Genomic DNA, 17,653 nt, shown 5'->3' with positions numbered 1-17,653 from the left:
TAAATTAAAACGGAATTTGATTTGCTTAGTGCTTTAATGCGTCAGCTGCAACAACTGTGGCACTTGCTGTTGCCTACGCCCTGCCTGTGGTGCAGCTTACCGGTGCAACGGTTCGACCGCCAGCTGTGCACTGCTTGCCAGCAAACGCTGCCGCAATTGCCACTGGCATTATGCCATTACAATCTTTTGTGGTTGCCGCAAGTAGCACGCGGCTTAACCAAGCCGGGGTTTGATGAGCTGCTCAGCGTCTGCTATTACCGCCAGCCTTATCAGCATTGGTTGCAACGCTGGAAATTTGCCCGCGACTATAGCGCCGGAGACTTACTGCAGCAACAATTTGCCGCCGTATTGCAACAGTATCAGCAGTATAAACACACACTGCCGCAAGCTATTGTGTATGTGCCTATGCACAGCCGTAAGCTGCGGCAGCGGGGCTTTAATCAGGCGGAACTATTAGCCGGGGTAGCGGCGCGGCAGCTACAGTTGCCGATATTACCGCTGTTGCAACGCCGGCAATACCACACAGCGCAGGTTGGCTTAACCCGCAAGCAGCGCCAGCGTAATCTCAAAACTGCCTTTAGCCTGCCAAAAACCACTATGCTACCGGAGCGTATCGCACTGGTAGATGATGTTGTCACCACCGGCGCTACGGCTAACGAAATATGCCGTTTGTTGCGCCGTCACGGCGCCCGCCATATCAGTTTATGGACAGTCGCCGTCACCTTGTTTGATTAATCGGCTTTAGTGCTGAAACTGCTCCCCAGGTACAGCGCATTAACCAGCAAGCGGCTGGAGCCGTAAAAATAGCCACGAAATACCGGGTTGTCGGTCATGCCGATAACCCGGCCGCGACCAACATTATGCGCCAGCAATAGCGCGCTTTGGCTGATTCGCGGTATATATTCGGCAGCAGTATAGCCCGCCAGCTGCGGAGCACGGCTATACAGGGCCACATTAACAAAGGCAGCACTCGCCGGTTGTAATAACAGGGTACTGTTTTTAAACACCGGTAGTTTGGCGTTGGTAATACCAAAGGTCAGCGGGTGGCTTAGATCCAGCTCGGCCTGATAAATCGCTCCGGCAATACGTTGCTTGCCGGCCAGCAGCTCTTTATCGGCATAGCGCAGATTATCTGCGCTGATCAGGCTGCTCATCTCCTCCGGCTGCCACAGCGTCGCTTTTAACAACCCGGCTTTTGCCAGCAAGGCTGCGCCGCGCTTATGTCCCCACAACACGCCGCCCTGTTCCAGCCAGGCTTTTAGTTGGTTAATTTCTGTGTCCTGCCAGTCGGCATAGTTGCCGTCCGGCAACAGAATATGGCTGTAATGGCTCAGATCTAACCGACGCAAGCGCTGCGGTTCTGCCATCGACGGCGAAATACCGGCCAGGCGCTCAAGGTTATACCAAACTTCGCCGGCTTCGGTTGAATTAATACCGGGCCCCGCCAGCAATAGCACCCGCGGCAATGTCACCGGGGTAAATTTATGGCTGCCCAGATCACTGCCTTGCACTGTTAAGCCACTGCTGATGGCATAAAGCGGCAGGTTAAACTGTTGTTGCACCCGTTGCAGCCTGGCAAACCAATCGCTTTGCTGTTGCAGTGCCGCCGGGATCAACATAGCGCCGGCAGTAAGGCTGACATTGCCGGCATGGGTTTGCGCAGTGAAATCATCCAGCGCAGCGCGCACCTGTAACTGCTCTGCCAGCAGAGCCTGCAACAATAACGGTGCTCGTTGATCGCGCCAGTCGAAGGCATAGGCATAGGCGCCTTCCGGCAGCAGCTGGTTTGCCGTAGCTGGCAACCACTGCGCGGTCAGCTGGCTTTTGCCCGGCTCACGGCCAAGCGCAGTAAAGGCAATATTGTATGCGTAAGGCAGAGTCCATGCCGACACATCGTAAAAGGTGTTATCCGGGAAGGTTTTTTCTGTGCTGAACATCGCTTTTATCAGCCGGTATTGCGGCTGTTGCAGCGGTACATAGTAGCTGCTGCCGGCGACAAATTTTTTGTCGTCGTCCTGCCAGTCGCGGGTCAGTTGCAACACTTCAACATGGTGGCGCTGCAACACGTCCAGCAACGCCGCTAAGCGGCTGCTGTCTGCCGTTTCTGTCAGCATATAACCTTTGATCTTGTCGCCACGCGCCTGTTGCCGGGCACTGCTGTAAAATTCCTGCTGATAACTGAGCAGCGCCTCCCGCTCAGCCACGGCGCCGCGGATAGTCGACAGCGAGGCTGTCAGCTGATTTTGAATGGTGGCGGCAAAGCTCAGCGGGCCGTTAATACTGTCCTGCAAATGGCCGCGGCTGCTGGCTTGCTCAAACAGAATACCGACACTGCCCTGTATATCCGGATAGGTCGAGCCTTTACCAACATAAAAGTCGTCAAAGCTCTCTTCGGTGTAATACAACTGCTGTGCCTGGTCAAAGGCTGCGGCATGATAGCCAGCCAGCTTCGCAGTCAGCTCGAAGTTGCGCTGCGGTGTCAGTGGGTAGTTGCGGCTGGGAATGCCGGGCTGAAAAAAATAGCTGCTGTTGGTGCCCATTTCGTGGTAATCACCCACCACATTGGGCAACCACTGCTGATACTGCGCGATGCGGGCGCGGCTTTCCGGATGTTGCAGCAATAACCAGTCGCGATTTAGATCAAACCAGTAGTGATTCGGCCGGCCATTAGGCCAGGGTTCGTTGTGCTCGCGATGTTGCGGATCGGCCACCGGCGCGGCACCTTTATGCATATTTGCCCATAAGGCAAAACGATCATGGCCGTCCGGATTCAACACCGGTTGCAGTAAAATAACCGCATTATCCAACCATTGCTGCACTTCGTCATTGTCGGCTGCGGCCAGGTAATGTGCCAGCAACAAAGCCGCATTGGCGCCACTGGGCTCATTGCCGTGCACGCTGTAACCCAACCAGATAATTACCGGCGCATCTGCCTGGCGTTCCTTACCGGAGCGGGCTGCAGCCACATGCTGGCTGCGTATATGCTCCAGCCGCTGTAAATTCCGCTCTGAAGAAATCACTAACTGTAACAACGGCCGCTGCTCATGGCTGTAGCCGATCACTTCTAACTGCGCCCGGTTTGAGCTTTGCGCTACCTGCTCAAAATAACGCTGGATCTGATCATGCCGTGCATGCCATTGCCCTACCGTAAAACCCAACACCTGTTGCGGTGCCGGCAGGGTTGAATCTTTAACCTGCGGCACATATGTAATGTCTGCAGTGGCGAAACAACTCAGCAGCAACAGCGCCACCGAAAGACAATATTTCATAGTTTAATTCCTCTAAGCTGCCGCTAAGTTAGCCAGATCAAGCGCAAAACTCAAGCGGGACTGGCATCAACGAAACAGGAGGAGTATTATAGCTATTAACCTAGTAATTTAGTCAGGTACTCTTATGATTACGATTTCCGAACAGGCACAACAGCATTTTGCCAAGCTGTTGTCGAAGCAACCGGCCGGCACACACATTCGGGTGTTTGTGGTTAACCCAGGCACGGCACAAGCAGAATGCGGCGTATCTTACTGCCCACCGGACGCAGTGGAAGACACCGATTTAACGCTGAATTTTTCCGGCTTTGATGCTGTGGTTGATCAGGAAAGTCAGCCGTTCCTGGTGGATGCTGATATTGATTTTGTCACCGATCAAATGGGGTCTCAGCTGACATTAAAAGCACCCAACGCCAAAGTACGTAAGGTAAACGACGACGCCTCTTTAATAGAGCGCGTACAGTATGTTATCGACAGCGAAATTAATCCGCAGTTGGCTAACCATGGCGGACGCGTGTCGGTAATGGAGCTGACACCGGACGGTGTGGCAGTACTGCAGTTCGGCGGCGGTTGTAACGGCTGCTCGCAGGTTGATTTAACCTTAAAAGAAGGTATCGAAAAAGAGTTGCTTAACCGCTTCAGTGGCGAATTAAACGGCGTGCGCGATATTACTGAACATCAACGCGGCGAACACTCTTACTATTAAGCTATACCTGACTAAAGCTGCGTTTAGTGCCCGCTTGTGTTATAAAACCGCGTTGTTTTATTAGCTTGCGGGTCAGTGCTTATGAAAATCACCACCTTATGCAGTATTATTATGCTCAGCCTGTTACTGCCGGCTCAGGCTGCTGTAATGCTGATTTATCATCATGTTGCCAGCGACACACCACGGGTCAGCAGCGTCAGCGCCGACGAGCTGCGTGGCCATTTACAGTACTTTAAAGACCATAATTTTCAGGTCATTGGCCTGGATGTATTAATACGCCAGTTACAGCAGGGCGAAGCAATTGCCGATAATGCACTGGTGATCACCTTTGATGACAGCTACGAAAATAATTTCACCACCGCCCACCCTATCCTGCAGGAATTCGGTTACCCCTATACCATTTTTATCAGCCCGGGCAGCATAGATAAGCGTGATGGCCCGTTGTTAAGCTGGGCCCAGGTAAAGCAAATGTCGGACGACGGCGTGCTGGTAGCCAACCATGCGATGTGGCATGAGCATATGGCCAAACCGGACGCCGGTGAAAGCCATAAGCAATGGCGCGAGCGCATGAAACAGAGTATTTTGCAGGCTGAGGATGCGATAGAGCGCCACACCGGCCAGCGCCATCAGTGGTTGGCGTACCCTTATGGTGAATACAGCCGCGAGCTGGAACAGTTGGTCAGTGAATTAGGCTTTATAGGTATTGGTCAGCAATCCGGTGCCATTGGCAACCATACCGTATTAACACGGATTCCACGCTTTCCGGCCGCAGGCCAATATGCCGATTTAAAAGATCTGGCGCAGAAACTACGTACATTGGCGTTTAATATTACCGATGACCATAAGGTTGACCCGGTGATTAGCGCAACTAATCCGCCAAGCTTAACCCTGTCAGTGCAAGTAGCCGATTTCCGTCCGGCGCAGTTGCAGTGTTTTGCCGGCAGTGAGGTCATTCAGCCGCAGTGGCAGAACGACAGCACTTTTAGCGTGACAGCTACAAAGCCCCTGCCTAAAGGCCGCAGCCGTTATAACTGCACGGCACCTTCGGTTAGCAAGAAAGGTTATTATTATTGGTATTCACAGCCGTGGCTTAACCAACCTTAAGCTTTTTCAACACCAATGGAAAATCCGCCAATAGCTGCTCGGTATCAATCACCGGCAGCTCACCCGGTTGCATCGGCGGCTTAAACATCGCCACCAGTTGGCCCTGCGGATTTATCAGCACCACAGACGCACTGTGATCGACCAGATAATCCTCTGCTGTGGTGCTGCTTAAAGCGTACATCAACCCCAACTGGCGCACAAAGGGAAACAGCTGTTCATGCCCGGCTGTCATGCCGACGACATCGGCTTGCTCAAAGTAGCTGACGTAATTATGCAGCTGCTCTGTGTTGTCGCGTTTCGGATCTACCGAAATAAACCAGACTTTTAACGGTTGCTCTACCATCGCAGCCAGCTCCGGCTGCACCCCGGCCAGCTTTGCCAACGTCAGCGGGCAAATATCCGGGCAATAGGTATAACCGACAAATGCCAGCGTCCATTGGCCGTACAGGCGCTCGCGATTTACTGCCTCGCCGAACTGATCAGTCAGGTTAAAATCGGCCAGCACCCTGGCCTGCGGATAAACCAGCGCCAGCTTGGGCTCGGCATTGTATTGCGTGACCCGGAACAACAGCACACCGGCAATCAGCGCGGCGGCGGCAAGCAGAATAATATTCAGGTTACGGAACATAAATCGGCGACACCTTAAAATAATGATCAACCAGCAATAACAGGAACAATAGCATTAAATGCACAATGGAAAACTTAAAAGTAGCCATGGCGGTGCCGCTATCGGCGTTAAACTTCAGTTTCCAGGCATATTGCATAAAGCGCAGATTTAACAGCGCACTGCCAACCAGATAAATAGCCCCGCTCATGCCCACCAGATACGGCATTAAACAGACAATAAACAATAACACCGTGTACAGACAGATCACGCTTTTGGTGAACTCTATGCCATGGGTTACCGGCAGCATCGGCATATTCACTTTGGCATAGTCGTCGCGGCGGTGAATCGCCAGCGCCCAGAAATGCGGCGGCGTCCAGGCAAAAATAATCATCACCAGCAACAGCGCATGGCCATGGATCTCGCCGGTAATGGCTGTCCAACCCAACAGCGGCGGCATAGCACCGGCCAGGCCACCAATCACAATATTCTGCGGCGTGGCGCGCTTTAAAAACATGGTATACACCACGGCATAACCAAATAAACTGGCCAGGGTTAACCAGGCCGTTAATGCATTTACCGCCAGATACAGCAGCACAAAGCCGCATAACGCCAGGCTAAAAGCGAAGGTAGTAGCCTGCGCCGTGCTGATTCGGCCCTTTGCCACCGGCCGGCTGTAGGTACGGGCCATTTGGGCGTCAATACGCTGATCCACCACATGGTTCATCGCCGCTGCAGCTGCCGATAACAAGCCGATACCAAAGGTTGCAGCCACTAAGGTGAGTAAATCCGGCAAGCCGGGTACTGCCAGCATCATGCCAACCCAGGCTGTCAGCACCAGCAATGCCACCACCTTAGGTTTGGTTAGCTCAAGGTAATCCCGTGCGCGGCTGATACCGGTTTGTGATCTGAGTATGGCGGTCATAGGCTCTCCTTGCTTGTCGGTATGCTGCTGTGGCGTAACTGCAGATAAATTACCACCAGCAACATTAACAAGTTTGCTGCAACAAAATTATGTGCCACCGCATTGGCCAACGGTAAATGCAGCACGACATTAAGCACACCCAAACTAAACTGTAGCAGCAATAACGCCGCCGCACCGAGTGTCAGGCGTTTTAATATTTTACTGCCGGCACGGCGCCACAGCTGTAGCAAAAAGCCGGCCAGCACCAGCAGGGTTACCACGGCACCGATGCGATGAAATACATGCACGGTTTGCCGCGCCTCGGCCGACATTACGCCGTACTCGTAATCATCATGGCCCAGATGTAAATCAAAGGCTTCGCTGATATTCAGCCGCTGCTGCCAGCCTGCTTCACAAATGGGCAGATCAATACAGGCCAGCGCAGCATAATTGGCAGCTGTCCAACCACCGAGCGCTATTTGGCCCAGCAGCACAATAATAGCCAGCATGGCAAACGGCTTTAACGGTGCTAACTCTGGCTGTTGCACATAATATTGCGGGTGTAACCTGAGCCAGTGCAATGCTAACAAACTTAGTAAGGTAAAACCGCCCAGCAAATGCCCCATGACCACCAGTGGCAACAGGTTCAATGTAACGGTCCACATGCCAAGTGCAGCCTGAAATACCACCAGCGCCAGCAGTACTGCCGGCACTGCTTTAGCGCTTTGCCGGCTAAACAGCGCGATAAAAAATATAGCGGCAATTAACAAACCCAAACTGCCGGCAAAATAGCGATGTATCATTTCGTTCCAGGCTTTATGCGGCTCCAACGGCCGTTCAGGAAAGGCTTCGAGCGCAGCCGCAACATGGTGCTCCTGCTGCGGGACTTTTAAGAAGCCGTAACAACCGGGCCAATCCGGGCAGCCCAGACCGGCATCGGTTAACCTGGTATAAGCGCCGAGTAAGATCACGCCCATAGTGAGGAAAATAGCGATAGTCGACAGCCATTGTTGCGTTTTCATGCGCTGGTCCGGTGTTTTCATACGCTGGTCCGATCATAGTTAAGCAGTTTAAGTAAATCCTGGCGGATGGCTCTGGCAGTGCTTGCCATATCGGCTTCAACCACCGGCATCGGATAGCTGAGTAACACCAGCCCTTGCTGATCAATCAGTAATATTCTGTCTTGCAAGCTTTGCGGTGCGGCAGCGATTGCCAGCTGTTGCGTAAAAGCGGTAAATTCTGTTGCCGCCGGCTGTGTACTGATAAAGACCGGCTGCACCTGCACTTGTTTACGGCCCAGGCCAACATAGAGTTGCTGTACGGTATGCAAAGCACTGAGACATTGTGCAGCACAATCAGCAGCCGGCATTACGCCGATACGCCAATGCGCTTTTTCAGCGGTAGCGGCCAGCAAAAACACTTCGTTTTGTTGCCACTCGCCGTTACTTGATACACCGCGATTAAACCAGCCGAACTCTAATACCAACTTGGCTGCCAACAACGGCAAAGCGCAGCACAGCACAAATAACCACAGAAACTTCTTCTTATTCATAATTTGCTTTTCCCTGATGACTGGCTGCCAGCGCGACACCCAGTACCGCAATACCCAGTAAAAACCATTGCAGCGCATAACCACGGTGTTTCTCCGGCGACAGTACCACCGGCTGATAGTGCGCGATAAAAGCGCTGTCGTGTTGCTGATAAAGTAGCGCCGGATAAAGCTGCAATGAACTCTGTTCCGATAATTGTGCATAATTAACCTGCTGAATACGCATTGGCCATTGGCCGCTGTCTTCGGCGTTTTGTCCCAGCAGCAATAAACCGTCTACTTCGGTTCGCAGTAACCCATCCAGGTTAAACTCTGCGGCAATTTCAACCTGCGGTAACATATCCCGCCTCTCAGGCGCGGCCAGCCAGCCTAAGTTCACCAGCAGTGGCTGTGCCAACCCTGCAGCCTGTACCGGCACTATTACGTCATAACCTACCCTGCCGCGAACAATCTGATTGTCCAGTAACCAGATATACGGCGCCACCCAGCGACCGCGGCCCTGCAGCGGGGCCGCATCAATATCAGTTGCAGTTAATAAGGTTAATTGCGACGGCTGCAGCGCACCAGCAGCCTGCAATTGAGCAACACGGGCTAACTGTGCGGTTTTATCCGCAGCCCGGTTTAACTGCCACCAGGACAAGTTGATTAATATGGCAAAAGCAGTCAAAGTGAGGATCACCCACAGCGTATTGAACGCAAAAATCTGCTTTGCCAGCTTAATGCGCATCAATCAAACTCCGGAGCTTGTTGCAGATGTTAGTTAAACTTATTGTCATCGCACTACTACTGTTTATTGTTATTAACTTGTTCCGTGCCGGGCTGGTGATGGTAAGACAACCGCAGCCGGAGGTAAAAATGTCACGCTACCTTGGCCGACGGGTGCTGTTTTCTGCCATCGTATTAATACTGATCTTTATCGCTCAGGCGCTGGGGCTCATTGAACCGAACCCCAGGCCGTACTGAGCGTTAAATCACATAAACAAACACGTACAAACACAGCCACACTACATCAACAAAGTGCCAGTACCAGGCTGCAGCCTGAAAGGCGAAGTGTTTTTCCGGGGTAAAGTGCCCCTTTAACACGCGGAAGAACACAAACAGCAAAATAATGGCACCCAATGTCACGTGCATACCGTGGAAACCGGTAAGCAGGAAGAAAGTATTGCCATAAAAGCCGGACGCCAGGGTTAAGCCCAGGTCGCGGTAAGCATGAATATACTCATACACCTGCAAGCTGAGGAAAATTGCGCCCAGCAATAAGGTGATCAGTAACATCAGCTTTAGCTGGCCGCGTTTTTGCTGTTCCAGCCCGGTGTGAGCAAAGTGCAGGGTAATAGAGGAAATAACCAGAATCGCCGTGTTAATCAGCGGCAAACCGGTAGCCGGCATGGCTTGGGTTTCAATACCGCCCGGCGTTTTCAGCAAAGGCCACATGGCTTCAAAGCCGGGCCAGAGAATCTCAAAGGTCATGGCGTTGTTGCTGCCGCCACTGAGCCAGTTCAGCGCAATCACCCGGCCATAAAACAGCGCGCCGAAGAACGCCATAAAAAACATCACTTCCGACAGAATAAACCAACTCATGCCCTGGCGGAAAGAGCGGTCCATCTGGGCGCTGTATAAGCCGCTCATCGATTCATCAATAACGTTTTTAAACCAACCAAACAGCATAAAAATCAGCACCACAAAACCGGCTGCCAGCATATAGCCGCCAAAACCGGGTTGTTGCTTGGTTACTTCGTTGACATAGTTGCCTGCGCCAAAGGCAATTAAAAATAACGCCACCGCACCCACAATAGGCCATGGGCTTTGGGCGGGAACATAATATTTTTCATAGGTTTTATTCATGTTATTCCCCGGGTTGGGATGGCTCTGCACTGTCGCCGGTCCATGCGCTGGTCACGTCATATAAGGTGTACGACAGCGTAATGGTACTAAACTGGCTCGGCAGCGCCGGATCCACATAAAACTGTAACGGCATCAGCATATCTTTGCCACCGGCTAACTGCTGCTGGGTGAAGCAAAAACACTCTATTTTGTGAAAGTATAATGCAGCCTGGCCAGGTGATACCGACGGCACGGCCTGACCCACTATCATACGGCTGGTCGGGTTCTGTGCCAGATAATTCATGATATGAATTTCGCCCGGATGCACTGTCATACGGCGCACCTCAGGCTCAAACAGCCATGGCATTTGCTTGTTCGGCCTGGCAATAAACTCAATCACAATTTCACGGCTGATATCAATTTGTGCAGCCTCTGCCGAAGCGGCAGTTACTGCGGTTTTACCATTTAAACCGGTCAGGTCACAAAACACGTCATACAAGGGCACCAAAGCAAAACCAAAGCCAAACATCGCCAGTGCAATGACGGCTAATTTAACGGTTAACGGTTGATGTTTCAGTGCCATTGCCTGCTCCTACTTAATCACGGGGGGGGTTTCAAAGGTATGGTAAGGCGCCGGTGAAGGCACTTCCCATTCCAGACCTTCAGCCCCCTCCCACACCTGCGCTGTAGCTTTTTCACCGCCACGGGCGCATTTCACCAGCAGCCAAACAAATATCAACTGCGAGGCACCAAACAGGAAGCCGCCAATACTGATAAAGGCATTAAAGTCAGCAAACTGCAGTGCATAATCCGGGATCCGCCGTGGCATACCGGCCAGACCGACAAAGTGCATCGGGAAAAACAGCAGGTTGACAGAAATTAACGAGCACCAGAAATGCCATTGGCCCAGCTTCTCGTCGTACATATGCCCCGTCCACTTCGGCAGCCAGTAATAAGCTGCAGCAATAATGGAGAACACCGCCCCGGTCACCAGCACATAATGGAAATGCGCTACGACAAAATAGGTGTCGTGATACTGGAAATCGGCAGGGGTAATGGCCAGCATCAAGCCGGAGAAACCACCAATGGTAAACAACACAATAAAGGCCAGCGCAAACATCATCGGCACTTCAAAGGTCATCGCACCGCGCCACATGGTGGCCACCCAGTTAAACACTTTTACCCCGGTCGGCACGGCTATCAGCATGGTGCAGTACATAAAGAACAAGGCACCTGCTACCGGCATACCGGTGGTAAACATATGGTGCGCCCAGACCAGAAACGACAGCAAGGCAATACTGGAGGTGGCATACACCATAGAGGCATAACCAAACAACGGCTTACGGGCAAAGGTGGGCACTATGCTGGAAACAATACCAAAGGCCGGTAAAATCATGATGTACACTTCAGGGTGGCCAAAGAACCAGAAAATATGCTGAAACAGCACCGGGTCACCGCCGCCGGCAGCATCAAAGAAGCTGGTGCCGAAGTATTTGTCAGTCAGTACCATGGTCACCGCACCGGCTAACACCGGCATCACCATAATCAGCAAAAATGCCGTGATAAGCCAGGTCCAGACAAACAACGGCATTTTCATCCATGTCATACCCGGCGCGCGCAGGTTAAAGATGGTAACGATAACGTTGATCGCGCCCATAATCGACGAAATACCCATGATATGCACTGAAAACACAAACAATGCCGTGCTGTCGCCACTGTAGGTGGTGGATAGCGGTGCATAAAAGGTCCAGCCAAAACTTGGCCCGCCACCTGGCATAAACAGTGAAATCAGCAGAATCAGGAAAGCGAACGGCAGGATCCAGAAGCTCCAGTTGTTCATTCGCGGCAACGCCATATCCGGCGCACCAATCATCATCGGGATCATCCAGTTTGCCAGCCCGGTAAAGGCCGGCATTACCGCACCGAACACCATGATAAGGCCATGCACTGTGGTCATCTGGTTAAAAAAGTTCGGCTCAACAAACTGCATGCCCGGCTGAAACAGTTCAGCACGGATCACCATCGCCATGGCACCGCCGATAAAAAACATCACCAGCGCGAACACCAGGTACATGGTGCCGATATCTTTATGGTTAGTGGTATAGAACCAGCGCTTTATGCCGCTGGGCTTGTGGTCATGATGCTCGTGATCATGTTCATGATCGGTAACTACTGCGCTCATCCGTTATTCCCCTTTACCTTGCAGCACAGCATGCACATCTGCCGCCTGCACCAGTTCACCGGTACTATTGCCCCAGGCATTACGCTCATAGGTAATTACCGCAGCAATTTCTTTTAAACTCAGCTGTTTAGCATAGGCTTGCATCGAGGTTCCGGCTTTACCGTTTAGCACTATATTGATATGGCCAGGCATATCATTCAGCGCCATGCTACTGCCTTTAAGTGCCGGAAAAATGCCCGGTAAGCCTTCGCCATTAGGTTGATGGCAAGCGGCACAGTAGGCGGTGTAAGTGCGCTCACCGACGCTCATCAGCTCTTCCAGGCTCATATTCATTGCCAACAGCTCCTGCTCTTCTGCTTTAGCTTTGGCAATACGCTCAGCCTCACCGTTTACCCAGCTGTCAAAATCGGCAGGCGTTTTCGCAATAACCACTATCGGCATATAGCCATGATCTTTACCGCACAGCTCTGCGCACTGACCACGATAAGTACCCGGCTCGTCAACACGGGTCCAGGCTTCGTTAATAAAGCCCGGGTTAGCGTCTTTTTTCACCGCAAAAGCCGGCACCCACCAGGAATGGATAACATCGTCAGAGGTCATCAGAAAGCGTACTTTTTTGCCGGTGGGGATCACCAAAGGCCGGTCTACTTCAAGCAGATAGTTTTCACCTTTGGCAAACTTGTTAATGATCTGCTCTTTCGGTGTCGCCAGCAGCGAGTAAAACTCCACATCATGCTCAAGGTATTTGTAATGCCACTTCCATTGCGAACCGGTAACCAATACAGTGACGTCGGCCTCTGTGGTGTCTTCCATCGCAATCAGGGTTTTGGTAGCCGGAATGGCCATAATAATCAGAATGATTACCGGTATAGCAGTCCAGAGTATTTCTACTTTGGTACTTTCATGGAATTGGGCTGGCTGCACCCCACGCGCTTTTCGATGGCGAACGATGGACCAAAACATGATCCCGAACACCACTGCACCAATAGCACAACAGATCCAGAATATCGTCATATGCAGGTCGTATACCTGCTGACTGATCTCCGTTACCCCTTTGGTCATATTCAGGGGCATATCCGTTGCATTAGCTGTTGCAGCTAAAAGCAGGGTTGGCAGCGACCAACGAAGACTACGCGTTTTCGTCACTGGACTTCTCCTCTGTCATTTTGCGAAGCAAACTGCAGAAACCAAGTACACAGTACTACACGGTTCTTACACACCCACACCGAACCTATGTCTGAAGTTTCATCAGTTTATTATTGTTATTATTACCTGTGGTTTCGGGGCTAGCGCTGAAACCAAAACTGACCCTGTTGTTATTTTTTAATCAGTTTCAGCCTAAGAATCATCCAAATTGTGGTCAGTGTAAACCCCTAAATAGCAAAAGCGCCGGCAAACCTCAGTGGTCATACCAGCGCTCATTAACAATTAACCTATTGAGGTTAGTACAAATTATAACCAACTTCCGTTACGAATCACGCCCACAGCCAAGCCTTCAATGGCAAAATGTTGTGCCCGCAAGTCAACTTTGATCACATCAAAATCTTTATTTTCCGGTTGTAATAACACTGTATTACCATCGCGCTGGAAGCGTTTCACCGTAACATCTTCGTCTACCCGCGCCACCACCACTTGGCCCGGTTGCGCCTGGCTGGTTTTATGCACTGCCAGTAAGTCACCGTCCAAAATGCCGATGTCCTGCATACTCATGCCCTGCACCCGCAGCAGAAAGTCGGCATGCGGCTTAAACAGATTGGCATCTACCTGATAATGATCCTGCACATGCTCTGCCGCCAGTATCGGTTGGCCGGCAGCCACTTTGCCTATCAGCGGTAAACCCAGTTGCTCGGGCACATCGTTGTCCATCAGGCGAATACCGCGTGAGGTGCCGGGCATCATTTCAATGACGCCTTTTTTTGCCAGCGCTTTTAAATGCTCTTCCGCCGCATTGGCCGATTTAAACCCCAGTTGCTGCGCAATTTCAGCACGGGTCGGTGGCATGCCGGTGTCCAGCTGATAATCTTTAATCAGTTGTAAAATTTCTGCCTGTCGTGGCGTTAGTGGTCTCATAGTGCTGTTTACCTGTACAGTGAATACTGTGAGTATATACAGGCGTATTACAATTGCAAGTTTCTGTGTAATCAGGCAATTTTCCATGAGGTTTTGCCGTGTTATGCTTAGCACCTTTTTCAGTGGGGGTAGAGGCGATGTTGCGGCCGGTTAAATTGTTTGCAGCTTTATTAAAATGGCCGTTGTGGCCGTTACTGAAGTATAAAGTAGTGCCGGAACAACCGGTTGAAGAGCTGGCGCTGGATAAAAGCCGCCCGTTGTTTTATGTCTGCAGTACAGAGTCTGCCGCCGATTTAGCCGCAATACGCCGTGTCTGTGCAGCGTTGGACTTACCGGATCCGGCTGCCGACGTTAACCTGAACGGCACCGAACACCCGCGCACGCTATTTTTGGAAAAGCCGCACACCTTATTATTTAAGCGTGGCAAGACTACAGCGCTGGCACAAGGCCAGGCGTTGTTGCAGGCGCACCTGCAAGACCCTGCATTAAATGCCCAGTTGGTGCCGGTAGCGCTGCTGTGGGGCCGCGCACCGGGTAAAGAGAATAGTATTAAGTGGTTGCTGGGTGAAGCACATGCACCAAACTGGCTGGCAAAACTGCTAATTGTACTGATTTCCGGCCGTCACAGCTTAGTGCGTTTTAGCCGGGCAGTATCGCTGCAGCAAATGGCGGCCCAGTTTGGCGCCGAAGCGGCCACTGCCCGCAAGCTGCTACGCATGTCACGCTTTCATTTTTACCGCCAGCGTCTGGCGGCTACCGGGCCTAAGCTGGTCAATCGTGCGCAGTTATTTAACTCCTTGCTGGCGGCACCGGCGTTGAAAAAAGCCATTGACGATGAAGCTAAAAGTAAGCGCATTTCTGTAAAAGCGGCACGGCTGGAAGCGCGTAAATTACTGCTGGAGATAGCGGCCGATTACCGTGCCTCTACCCTGCGGGTCGGCGACCGCGTGCTGCGCTGGTTGTGGCATAAACTCTATACCGGCATCAAGGTTAACAATGCCGATATGCTGCGCGATTTAGCGCAAAAGGGCCATGAAATCGTTTATGTGCCTTGTCATCGCAGCCATATGGATTATCTGTTGTTAAGCTATGTTATTTACCAGCAAGGCTTGGCACCACCGCATATCGCTGCCGGGATAAATCTGAACTTCTGGCCGGCAGGGCCTATTTTCCGCCGTGGCGGCGCCTTTTTTATCCGCCGCAGTTTCAGTGGTAATAAGCTGTATTCTGCGGTGTTTCGCGAGTACCTGTGCCAACTGTTCAGTAAAGGCTATTCGATAAAATACTACAGCGAGGGCGGCCGCAGCCGCACCGGCCGTTTGTTGCAGCCGAAAACCGGTATGCTGGCGATGACGCTGCAATCTATGTTGCGCGGGATAGAACGTCCGGTAACCTTAGTGCCGGTATACCTTGGCTACGAACATGTAATGGAAGTGAACACTTACCTGCGCGAATTAAAGGGCTCGGGCAAACAAAAAGAATCAGTGTGGGGCGTGTTAAAAGCGATCCGTAACCTGCGGGATTATGGCTATGGCTATGTCAATTTCGGCGAGCCGGTTACGCTGAATAATTATTTAAGCCAGCAAGTGCCGGACTGGAAGCAGGACATTCATCCGCTGGAAGTGCAAAAACCGCAATGGCTTAACCCGGTGGTGGCGCAGCTGGCTGAACAGATGATGCAGCGAATTAACCAGGCGGCAGCATTAAACAGCATCAACCTGATTGCGCTGTGCTTACTGGCAACAGACAAACATACGTTAACCCGCGCCGAGCTGACAGAGCAAATCAGCTTTTATCTCGACTTACAGCGCACAGTGCCATACCACCACCAGGTAACGCTGCCGGAAGACAACGCTGAGCAGCTGATAGACCATGCGTTGAGCCTGCAAAAAGTACAGCAACATAACGACAGTTTCGGCAGTTTGATTAGCTTGAGTGATGACAACGCCATTTTACTCAGCTACTACCGCAATAATGTTCTGCATGTGTTTATGCTGCCGGCTATTGTCGCCAGTGCGATCTTGCATCAACGTAACCTTAGCCTGGCGCAATTGACCGCCATAGTGCAGCAGCTGTATCCGCTACTGCAACACGAACTGTTTCTGCAACTTAGCTCAGTGGAAACTTACTGCGCGGCGATATTACAGCAGCTTACTACCAGCGGCCTGGCTGAACAGCACGGCGACAGTTACCGCGCACCGGTACAACACAGTAAAGGCTACTTTATGCTGAGCCTGCTGGCACACAATGCCGAGCACACACTGCAGCGTTACGCCATGGTGCTGCAACTTATTACCAGCCAGGGCCCGCAAAGCCGCGGCGAGTTAGAAAAACACAGCCATGAGCTGGCACAGCGCCTGTTACATCTGCATGGTATTACGGCGCCGGAATATTACGACAAACAATTGTTTGCGACCCTGGTAAATGCGCTGAAAGACAACGGCTACACCCACACCGATCAGCAAAGCCGTGTCAGTGCCACTGCACAGTTACAGCAGTTGAATGACACGGTCAGTCAACTGCTGCGCAATGAAGTGGTGCAAAGCATTCACAGCATTTTACCTGCAGCCGCCTCTTAGCGGCTGGTGGGGTAAGCGCGAATCACGCCTTCCTGAATGGTAGACGCCACCAGCTTGCCGTCCCTGGTGTAAAACTGGCCCCGCACCAGGCCACGGCCACCGGAGGCGCTGGGGCTGTCTACCGCATACAGCAGCCAGTCGTCAAAGCGGAAGTCCTGGTGAAACCACATGGCATGGTCAATGGTTGCTACCTGCATATTCGGCGCCATAAACGACTTGCCATGCGGCTGCAACGCCGTAGGCAGGAAGTTAAAATCGGAGGCATAGGCCAGCAAATACTTGTGTACCCGCAGGTCGTCCGGCATAGCGCCGTTAGCTTTAAACCAGACATAACGTTTCGCTGCACTGACCTGGGGTTTAAACGGATTTTGAAAATCCACCGGGCGCATTTCAATCGGCTTTTCACAAATAAATTTACTGCGCAGGCTCTCGGGGATCAGCTCAGCATGTTGCTGATAAAACTCCAGATCTGACACCAACTGCTCAGGGCCCGGTACTTGTGGCATCACGTCCTGATGCTCAAAACCGGTTTCTTCAGCCTGAAACGACGCCGTTAAATAAAAAATCGGTTTACCAAACTGAATGGCGCTAACGCGGCGGGTGCTGAAGCTTTTCCCGTCACGGATATTCTCTACTTCATACACTATAGGTTTGGCGGCATCGCCGGGGCGTAAAAAGTACGAGTGAAACGAGTGCACCTTACGGTCTTCGGCAATGGTTTCTTTGGCCGCCGACAACGCCTGGCCCATAACCTGGCCACCAAATACCGCTTTAAAGCCTAAATCCTGGCTCTGACCGCGGTATAACCCCTGCTCTATGGTTTCCAGTTTTAATAACGCCAGTAAATTCTGTAGTACCTGCATTG

General features: G+C 51.8%; 17 protein-coding genes. 5 read left to right on the top strand and 12 right to left on the bottom strand.

The features are described 5' to 3' along the window. The first annotated feature begins 21 nt into the window (after positions 1 to 21). Positions 22 to 735 (top strand): ComF family protein, encoded by a 714-nt coding sequence (locus ACTZWV_RS00565; RefSeq protein WP_444784658.1) that lies wholly within the window; start codon positions 22 to 24, stop codon positions 733 to 735. On the opposite strand, the gene ACTZWV_RS00560 is transcribed toward ACTZWV_RS00565, so the two are convergent. Further along, positions 732 to 3,269, bottom strand: coding sequence for a M14 family zinc carboxypeptidase (locus ACTZWV_RS00560; RefSeq protein ID WP_444784657.1), 2,538 nt, complete (start codon positions 3,267 to 3,269; stop codon positions 732 to 734). The genes ACTZWV_RS00565 and ACTZWV_RS00560 overlap by 4 nt on opposite strands. A gap of 124 nt (positions 3,270 to 3,393) precedes the next feature. Here ACTZWV_RS00560 and nfuA point away from each other — a divergent pair, with 124 nt between their 5' ends. After that, a complete protein-coding gene (gene nfuA / locus ACTZWV_RS00555; protein ID WP_305551824.1) occupies positions 3,394 to 3,972 on the top strand; it encodes a Fe-S biogenesis protein NfuA in 579 nt (192 codons plus the stop codon). Between the two features lie 81 nt (positions 3,973 to 4,053). Then, the gene (locus ACTZWV_RS00550) at positions 4,054 to 5,076 is read left to right on the top strand and encodes a polysaccharide deacetylase family protein (RefSeq protein WP_444784656.1); all 1,023 of its coding nucleotides are present in this window, start codon (positions 4,054 to 4,056) and stop codon (positions 5,074 to 5,076) included. On the opposite strand, the gene ACTZWV_RS00545 is transcribed toward ACTZWV_RS00550, so the two are convergent. The 5 genes from ACTZWV_RS00545 to ACTZWV_RS00525 are packed head-to-tail and all read right to left on the bottom strand — an operon-like array spanning position 5,063 to position 8,860. Continuing rightward, positions 5,063 to 5,704, bottom strand: a complete 642-nt coding sequence (locus ACTZWV_RS00545; protein ID WP_444784655.1) for an SCO family protein — start codon at positions 5,702 to 5,704, stop codon at positions 5,063 to 5,065. The two genes, ACTZWV_RS00550 and ACTZWV_RS00545, sit on opposite strands and share 14 nt — an antisense overlap. Further along, positions 5,694 to 6,605 carry a heme o synthase gene (gene cyoE / locus ACTZWV_RS00540; protein ID WP_444784654.1) on the bottom strand — a complete coding sequence of 304 codons (912 nt, stop codon included), beginning with the start codon at positions 6,603 to 6,605 and terminating at the stop codon, positions 5,694 to 5,696. Before cyoE ends, ACTZWV_RS00545 begins: the two co-directional genes overlap by 11 nt. Continuing rightward, complete coding sequence (locus tag ACTZWV_RS00535; RefSeq protein ID WP_444784653.1) at positions 6,602 to 7,606, bottom strand: COX15/CtaA family protein; 1,005 nt, start codon at positions 7,604 to 7,606, stop codon at positions 6,602 to 6,604. Before ACTZWV_RS00535 ends, cyoE begins: the two co-directional genes overlap by 4 nt. Positions 7,607 to 7,623: 17 nt before the next feature. Next, positions 7,624 to 8,136, bottom strand: coding sequence for a hypothetical protein (locus ACTZWV_RS00530; protein ID WP_444784652.1), 513 nt, complete (start codon positions 8,134 to 8,136; stop codon positions 7,624 to 7,626). Beyond that, on the bottom strand, positions 8,129 to 8,860 hold the full coding sequence (locus tag ACTZWV_RS00525) for an SURF1 family protein (protein WP_444784651.1): 732 nt from the start codon (positions 8,858 to 8,860) through the stop codon (positions 8,129 to 8,131). The genes ACTZWV_RS00530 and ACTZWV_RS00525 overlap by 8 nt, the downstream gene beginning before the upstream one ends. Positions 8,861 to 8,886: 26 nt before the next feature. Between ACTZWV_RS00525 and ACTZWV_RS00520 the strand changes: the two genes are divergently transcribed. Continuing rightward, the gene (locus ACTZWV_RS00520) at positions 8,887 to 9,096 is read left to right on the top strand and encodes a DUF2909 domain-containing protein (RefSeq protein WP_444784650.1); all 210 of its coding nucleotides are present in this window, start codon (positions 8,887 to 8,889) and stop codon (positions 9,094 to 9,096) included. 3 nt (positions 9,097 to 9,099) lie between these two features. Here ACTZWV_RS00520 and ACTZWV_RS00515 read toward each other — a convergent pair whose 3' ends face one another. The 5 genes from ACTZWV_RS00515 to lexA form a co-directional block, all read right to left on the bottom strand. Then, a complete protein-coding gene (locus tag ACTZWV_RS00515) occupies positions 9,100 to 9,978 on the bottom strand; it encodes a cytochrome c oxidase subunit 3 (RefSeq protein WP_444784649.1) in 879 nt (292 codons plus the stop codon). A 1-nt stretch (position 9,979) separates the two neighbouring features. Then, positions 9,980 to 10,540 (bottom strand): cytochrome c oxidase assembly protein, encoded by a 561-nt coding sequence (locus ACTZWV_RS00510; RefSeq protein WP_444784648.1) that lies wholly within the window; start codon positions 10,538 to 10,540, stop codon positions 9,980 to 9,982. 9 nt (positions 10,541 to 10,549) lie between these two features. Beyond that, entirely contained in the window at positions 10,550 to 12,139 is a 1,590-nt protein-coding gene (gene ctaD / locus ACTZWV_RS00505) for a cytochrome c oxidase subunit I (protein ID WP_305551814.1), read from the bottom strand. Positions 12,140 to 12,142: 3 nt separating this feature from the next. Beyond that, on the bottom strand, positions 12,143 to 13,285 hold the full coding sequence (coxB, locus tag ACTZWV_RS00500) for a cytochrome c oxidase subunit II (RefSeq protein ID WP_444784647.1): 1,143 nt from the start codon (positions 13,283 to 13,285) through the stop codon (positions 12,143 to 12,145). Between the two features lie 306 nt (positions 13,286 to 13,591). Then, positions 13,592 to 14,209, bottom strand: a complete 618-nt coding sequence (lexA, locus tag ACTZWV_RS00495) for a transcriptional repressor LexA (RefSeq protein WP_305551812.1) — start codon at positions 14,207 to 14,209, stop codon at positions 13,592 to 13,594. A 98-nt stretch (positions 14,210 to 14,307) separates the two neighbouring features. Here lexA and plsB point away from each other — a divergent pair, with 98 nt between their 5' ends. Continuing rightward, positions 14,308 to 16,788 carry a glycerol-3-phosphate 1-O-acyltransferase PlsB gene (gene plsB / locus ACTZWV_RS00490; RefSeq protein WP_444784646.1) on the top strand — a complete coding sequence of 827 codons (2,481 nt, stop codon included), beginning with the start codon at positions 14,308 to 14,310 and terminating at the stop codon, positions 16,786 to 16,788. Here plsB and tesB read toward each other — a convergent pair. Further along, positions 16,785 to 17,651 (bottom strand): acyl-CoA thioesterase II, encoded by an 867-nt coding sequence (gene tesB, locus ACTZWV_RS00485; RefSeq protein ID WP_444784645.1) that lies wholly within the window; start codon positions 17,649 to 17,651, stop codon positions 16,785 to 16,787. The genes plsB and tesB overlap by 4 nt on opposite strands. Between the last annotated feature and the right edge of the window lie 2 nt (positions 17,652 to 17,653).

It is taken from the genome of Rheinheimera sp. NSM, from assembly GCF_052380015.1.
Lineage (GTDB): Bacteria > Pseudomonadota > Gammaproteobacteria > Enterobacterales > Alteromonadaceae > Alishewanella.
The sequence above is the reverse complement of the archived record's forward strand: the minus strand, read 5'-3'. Positions and strand labels throughout refer to the sequence as shown.

What these genes read in the sequence shown, in the direction of transcription:
- ACTZWV_RS00560 (WP_444784657.1), bottom strand. Translation starts at nt 3,269, where the DNA reads ATGAAATATTGTCTTTCGGTGGCGCTGTTGCTGCTGAGTTGTTTCGCC.
- nfuA (WP_305551824.1), top strand. Translation starts at nt 3,394, where the DNA reads ATGATTACGATTTCCGAACAGGCACAACAGCATTTTGCCAAGCTGTTG.
- ACTZWV_RS00550 (WP_444784656.1), top strand. Translation starts at nt 4,054, where the DNA reads ATGAAAATCACCACCTTATGCAGTATTATTATGCTCAGCCTGTTACTG.
- ACTZWV_RS00545 (WP_444784655.1), bottom strand. Translation starts at nt 5,704, where the DNA reads ATGTTCCGTAACCTGAATATTATTCTGCTTGCCGCCGCCGCGCTGATT.
- cyoE (WP_444784654.1), bottom strand. Translation starts at nt 6,605, where the DNA reads ATGACCGCCATACTCAGATCACAAACCGGTATCAGCCGCGCACGGGAT.
- ACTZWV_RS00535 (WP_444784653.1), bottom strand. Translation starts at nt 7,606, where the DNA reads ATGAAAACGCAACAATGGCTGTCGACTATCGCTATTTTCCTCACTATG.
- ACTZWV_RS00530 (WP_444784652.1), bottom strand. Translation starts at nt 8,136, where the DNA reads ATGAATAAGAAGAAGTTTCTGTGGTTATTTGTGCTGTGCTGCGCTTTG.
- ACTZWV_RS00525 (WP_444784651.1), bottom strand. Translation starts at nt 8,860, where the DNA reads ATGCGCATTAAGCTGGCAAAGCAGATTTTTGCGTTCAATACGCTGTGG.
- ACTZWV_RS00520 (WP_444784650.1), top strand. Translation starts at nt 8,887, where the DNA reads ATGTTAGTTAAACTTATTGTCATCGCACTACTACTGTTTATTGTTATT.
- ACTZWV_RS00515 (WP_444784649.1), bottom strand. Translation starts at nt 9,978, where the DNA reads ATGAATAAAACCTATGAAAAATATTATGTTCCCGCCCAAAGCCCATGG.
- ACTZWV_RS00510 (WP_444784648.1), bottom strand. Translation starts at nt 10,540, where the DNA reads ATGGCACTGAAACATCAACCGTTAACCGTTAAATTAGCCGTCATTGCA.
- ctaD (WP_305551814.1), bottom strand. Translation starts at nt 12,139, where the DNA reads ATGAGCGCAGTAGTTACCGATCATGAACATGATCACGAGCATCATGAC.
- lexA (WP_305551812.1), bottom strand. Translation starts at nt 14,209, where the DNA reads ATGAGACCACTAACGCCACGACAGGCAGAAATTTTACAACTGATTAAA.
- tesB (WP_444784645.1), bottom strand. Translation starts at nt 17,651, where the DNA reads ATGCAGGTACTACAGAATTTACTGGCGTTATTAAAACTGGAAACCATA.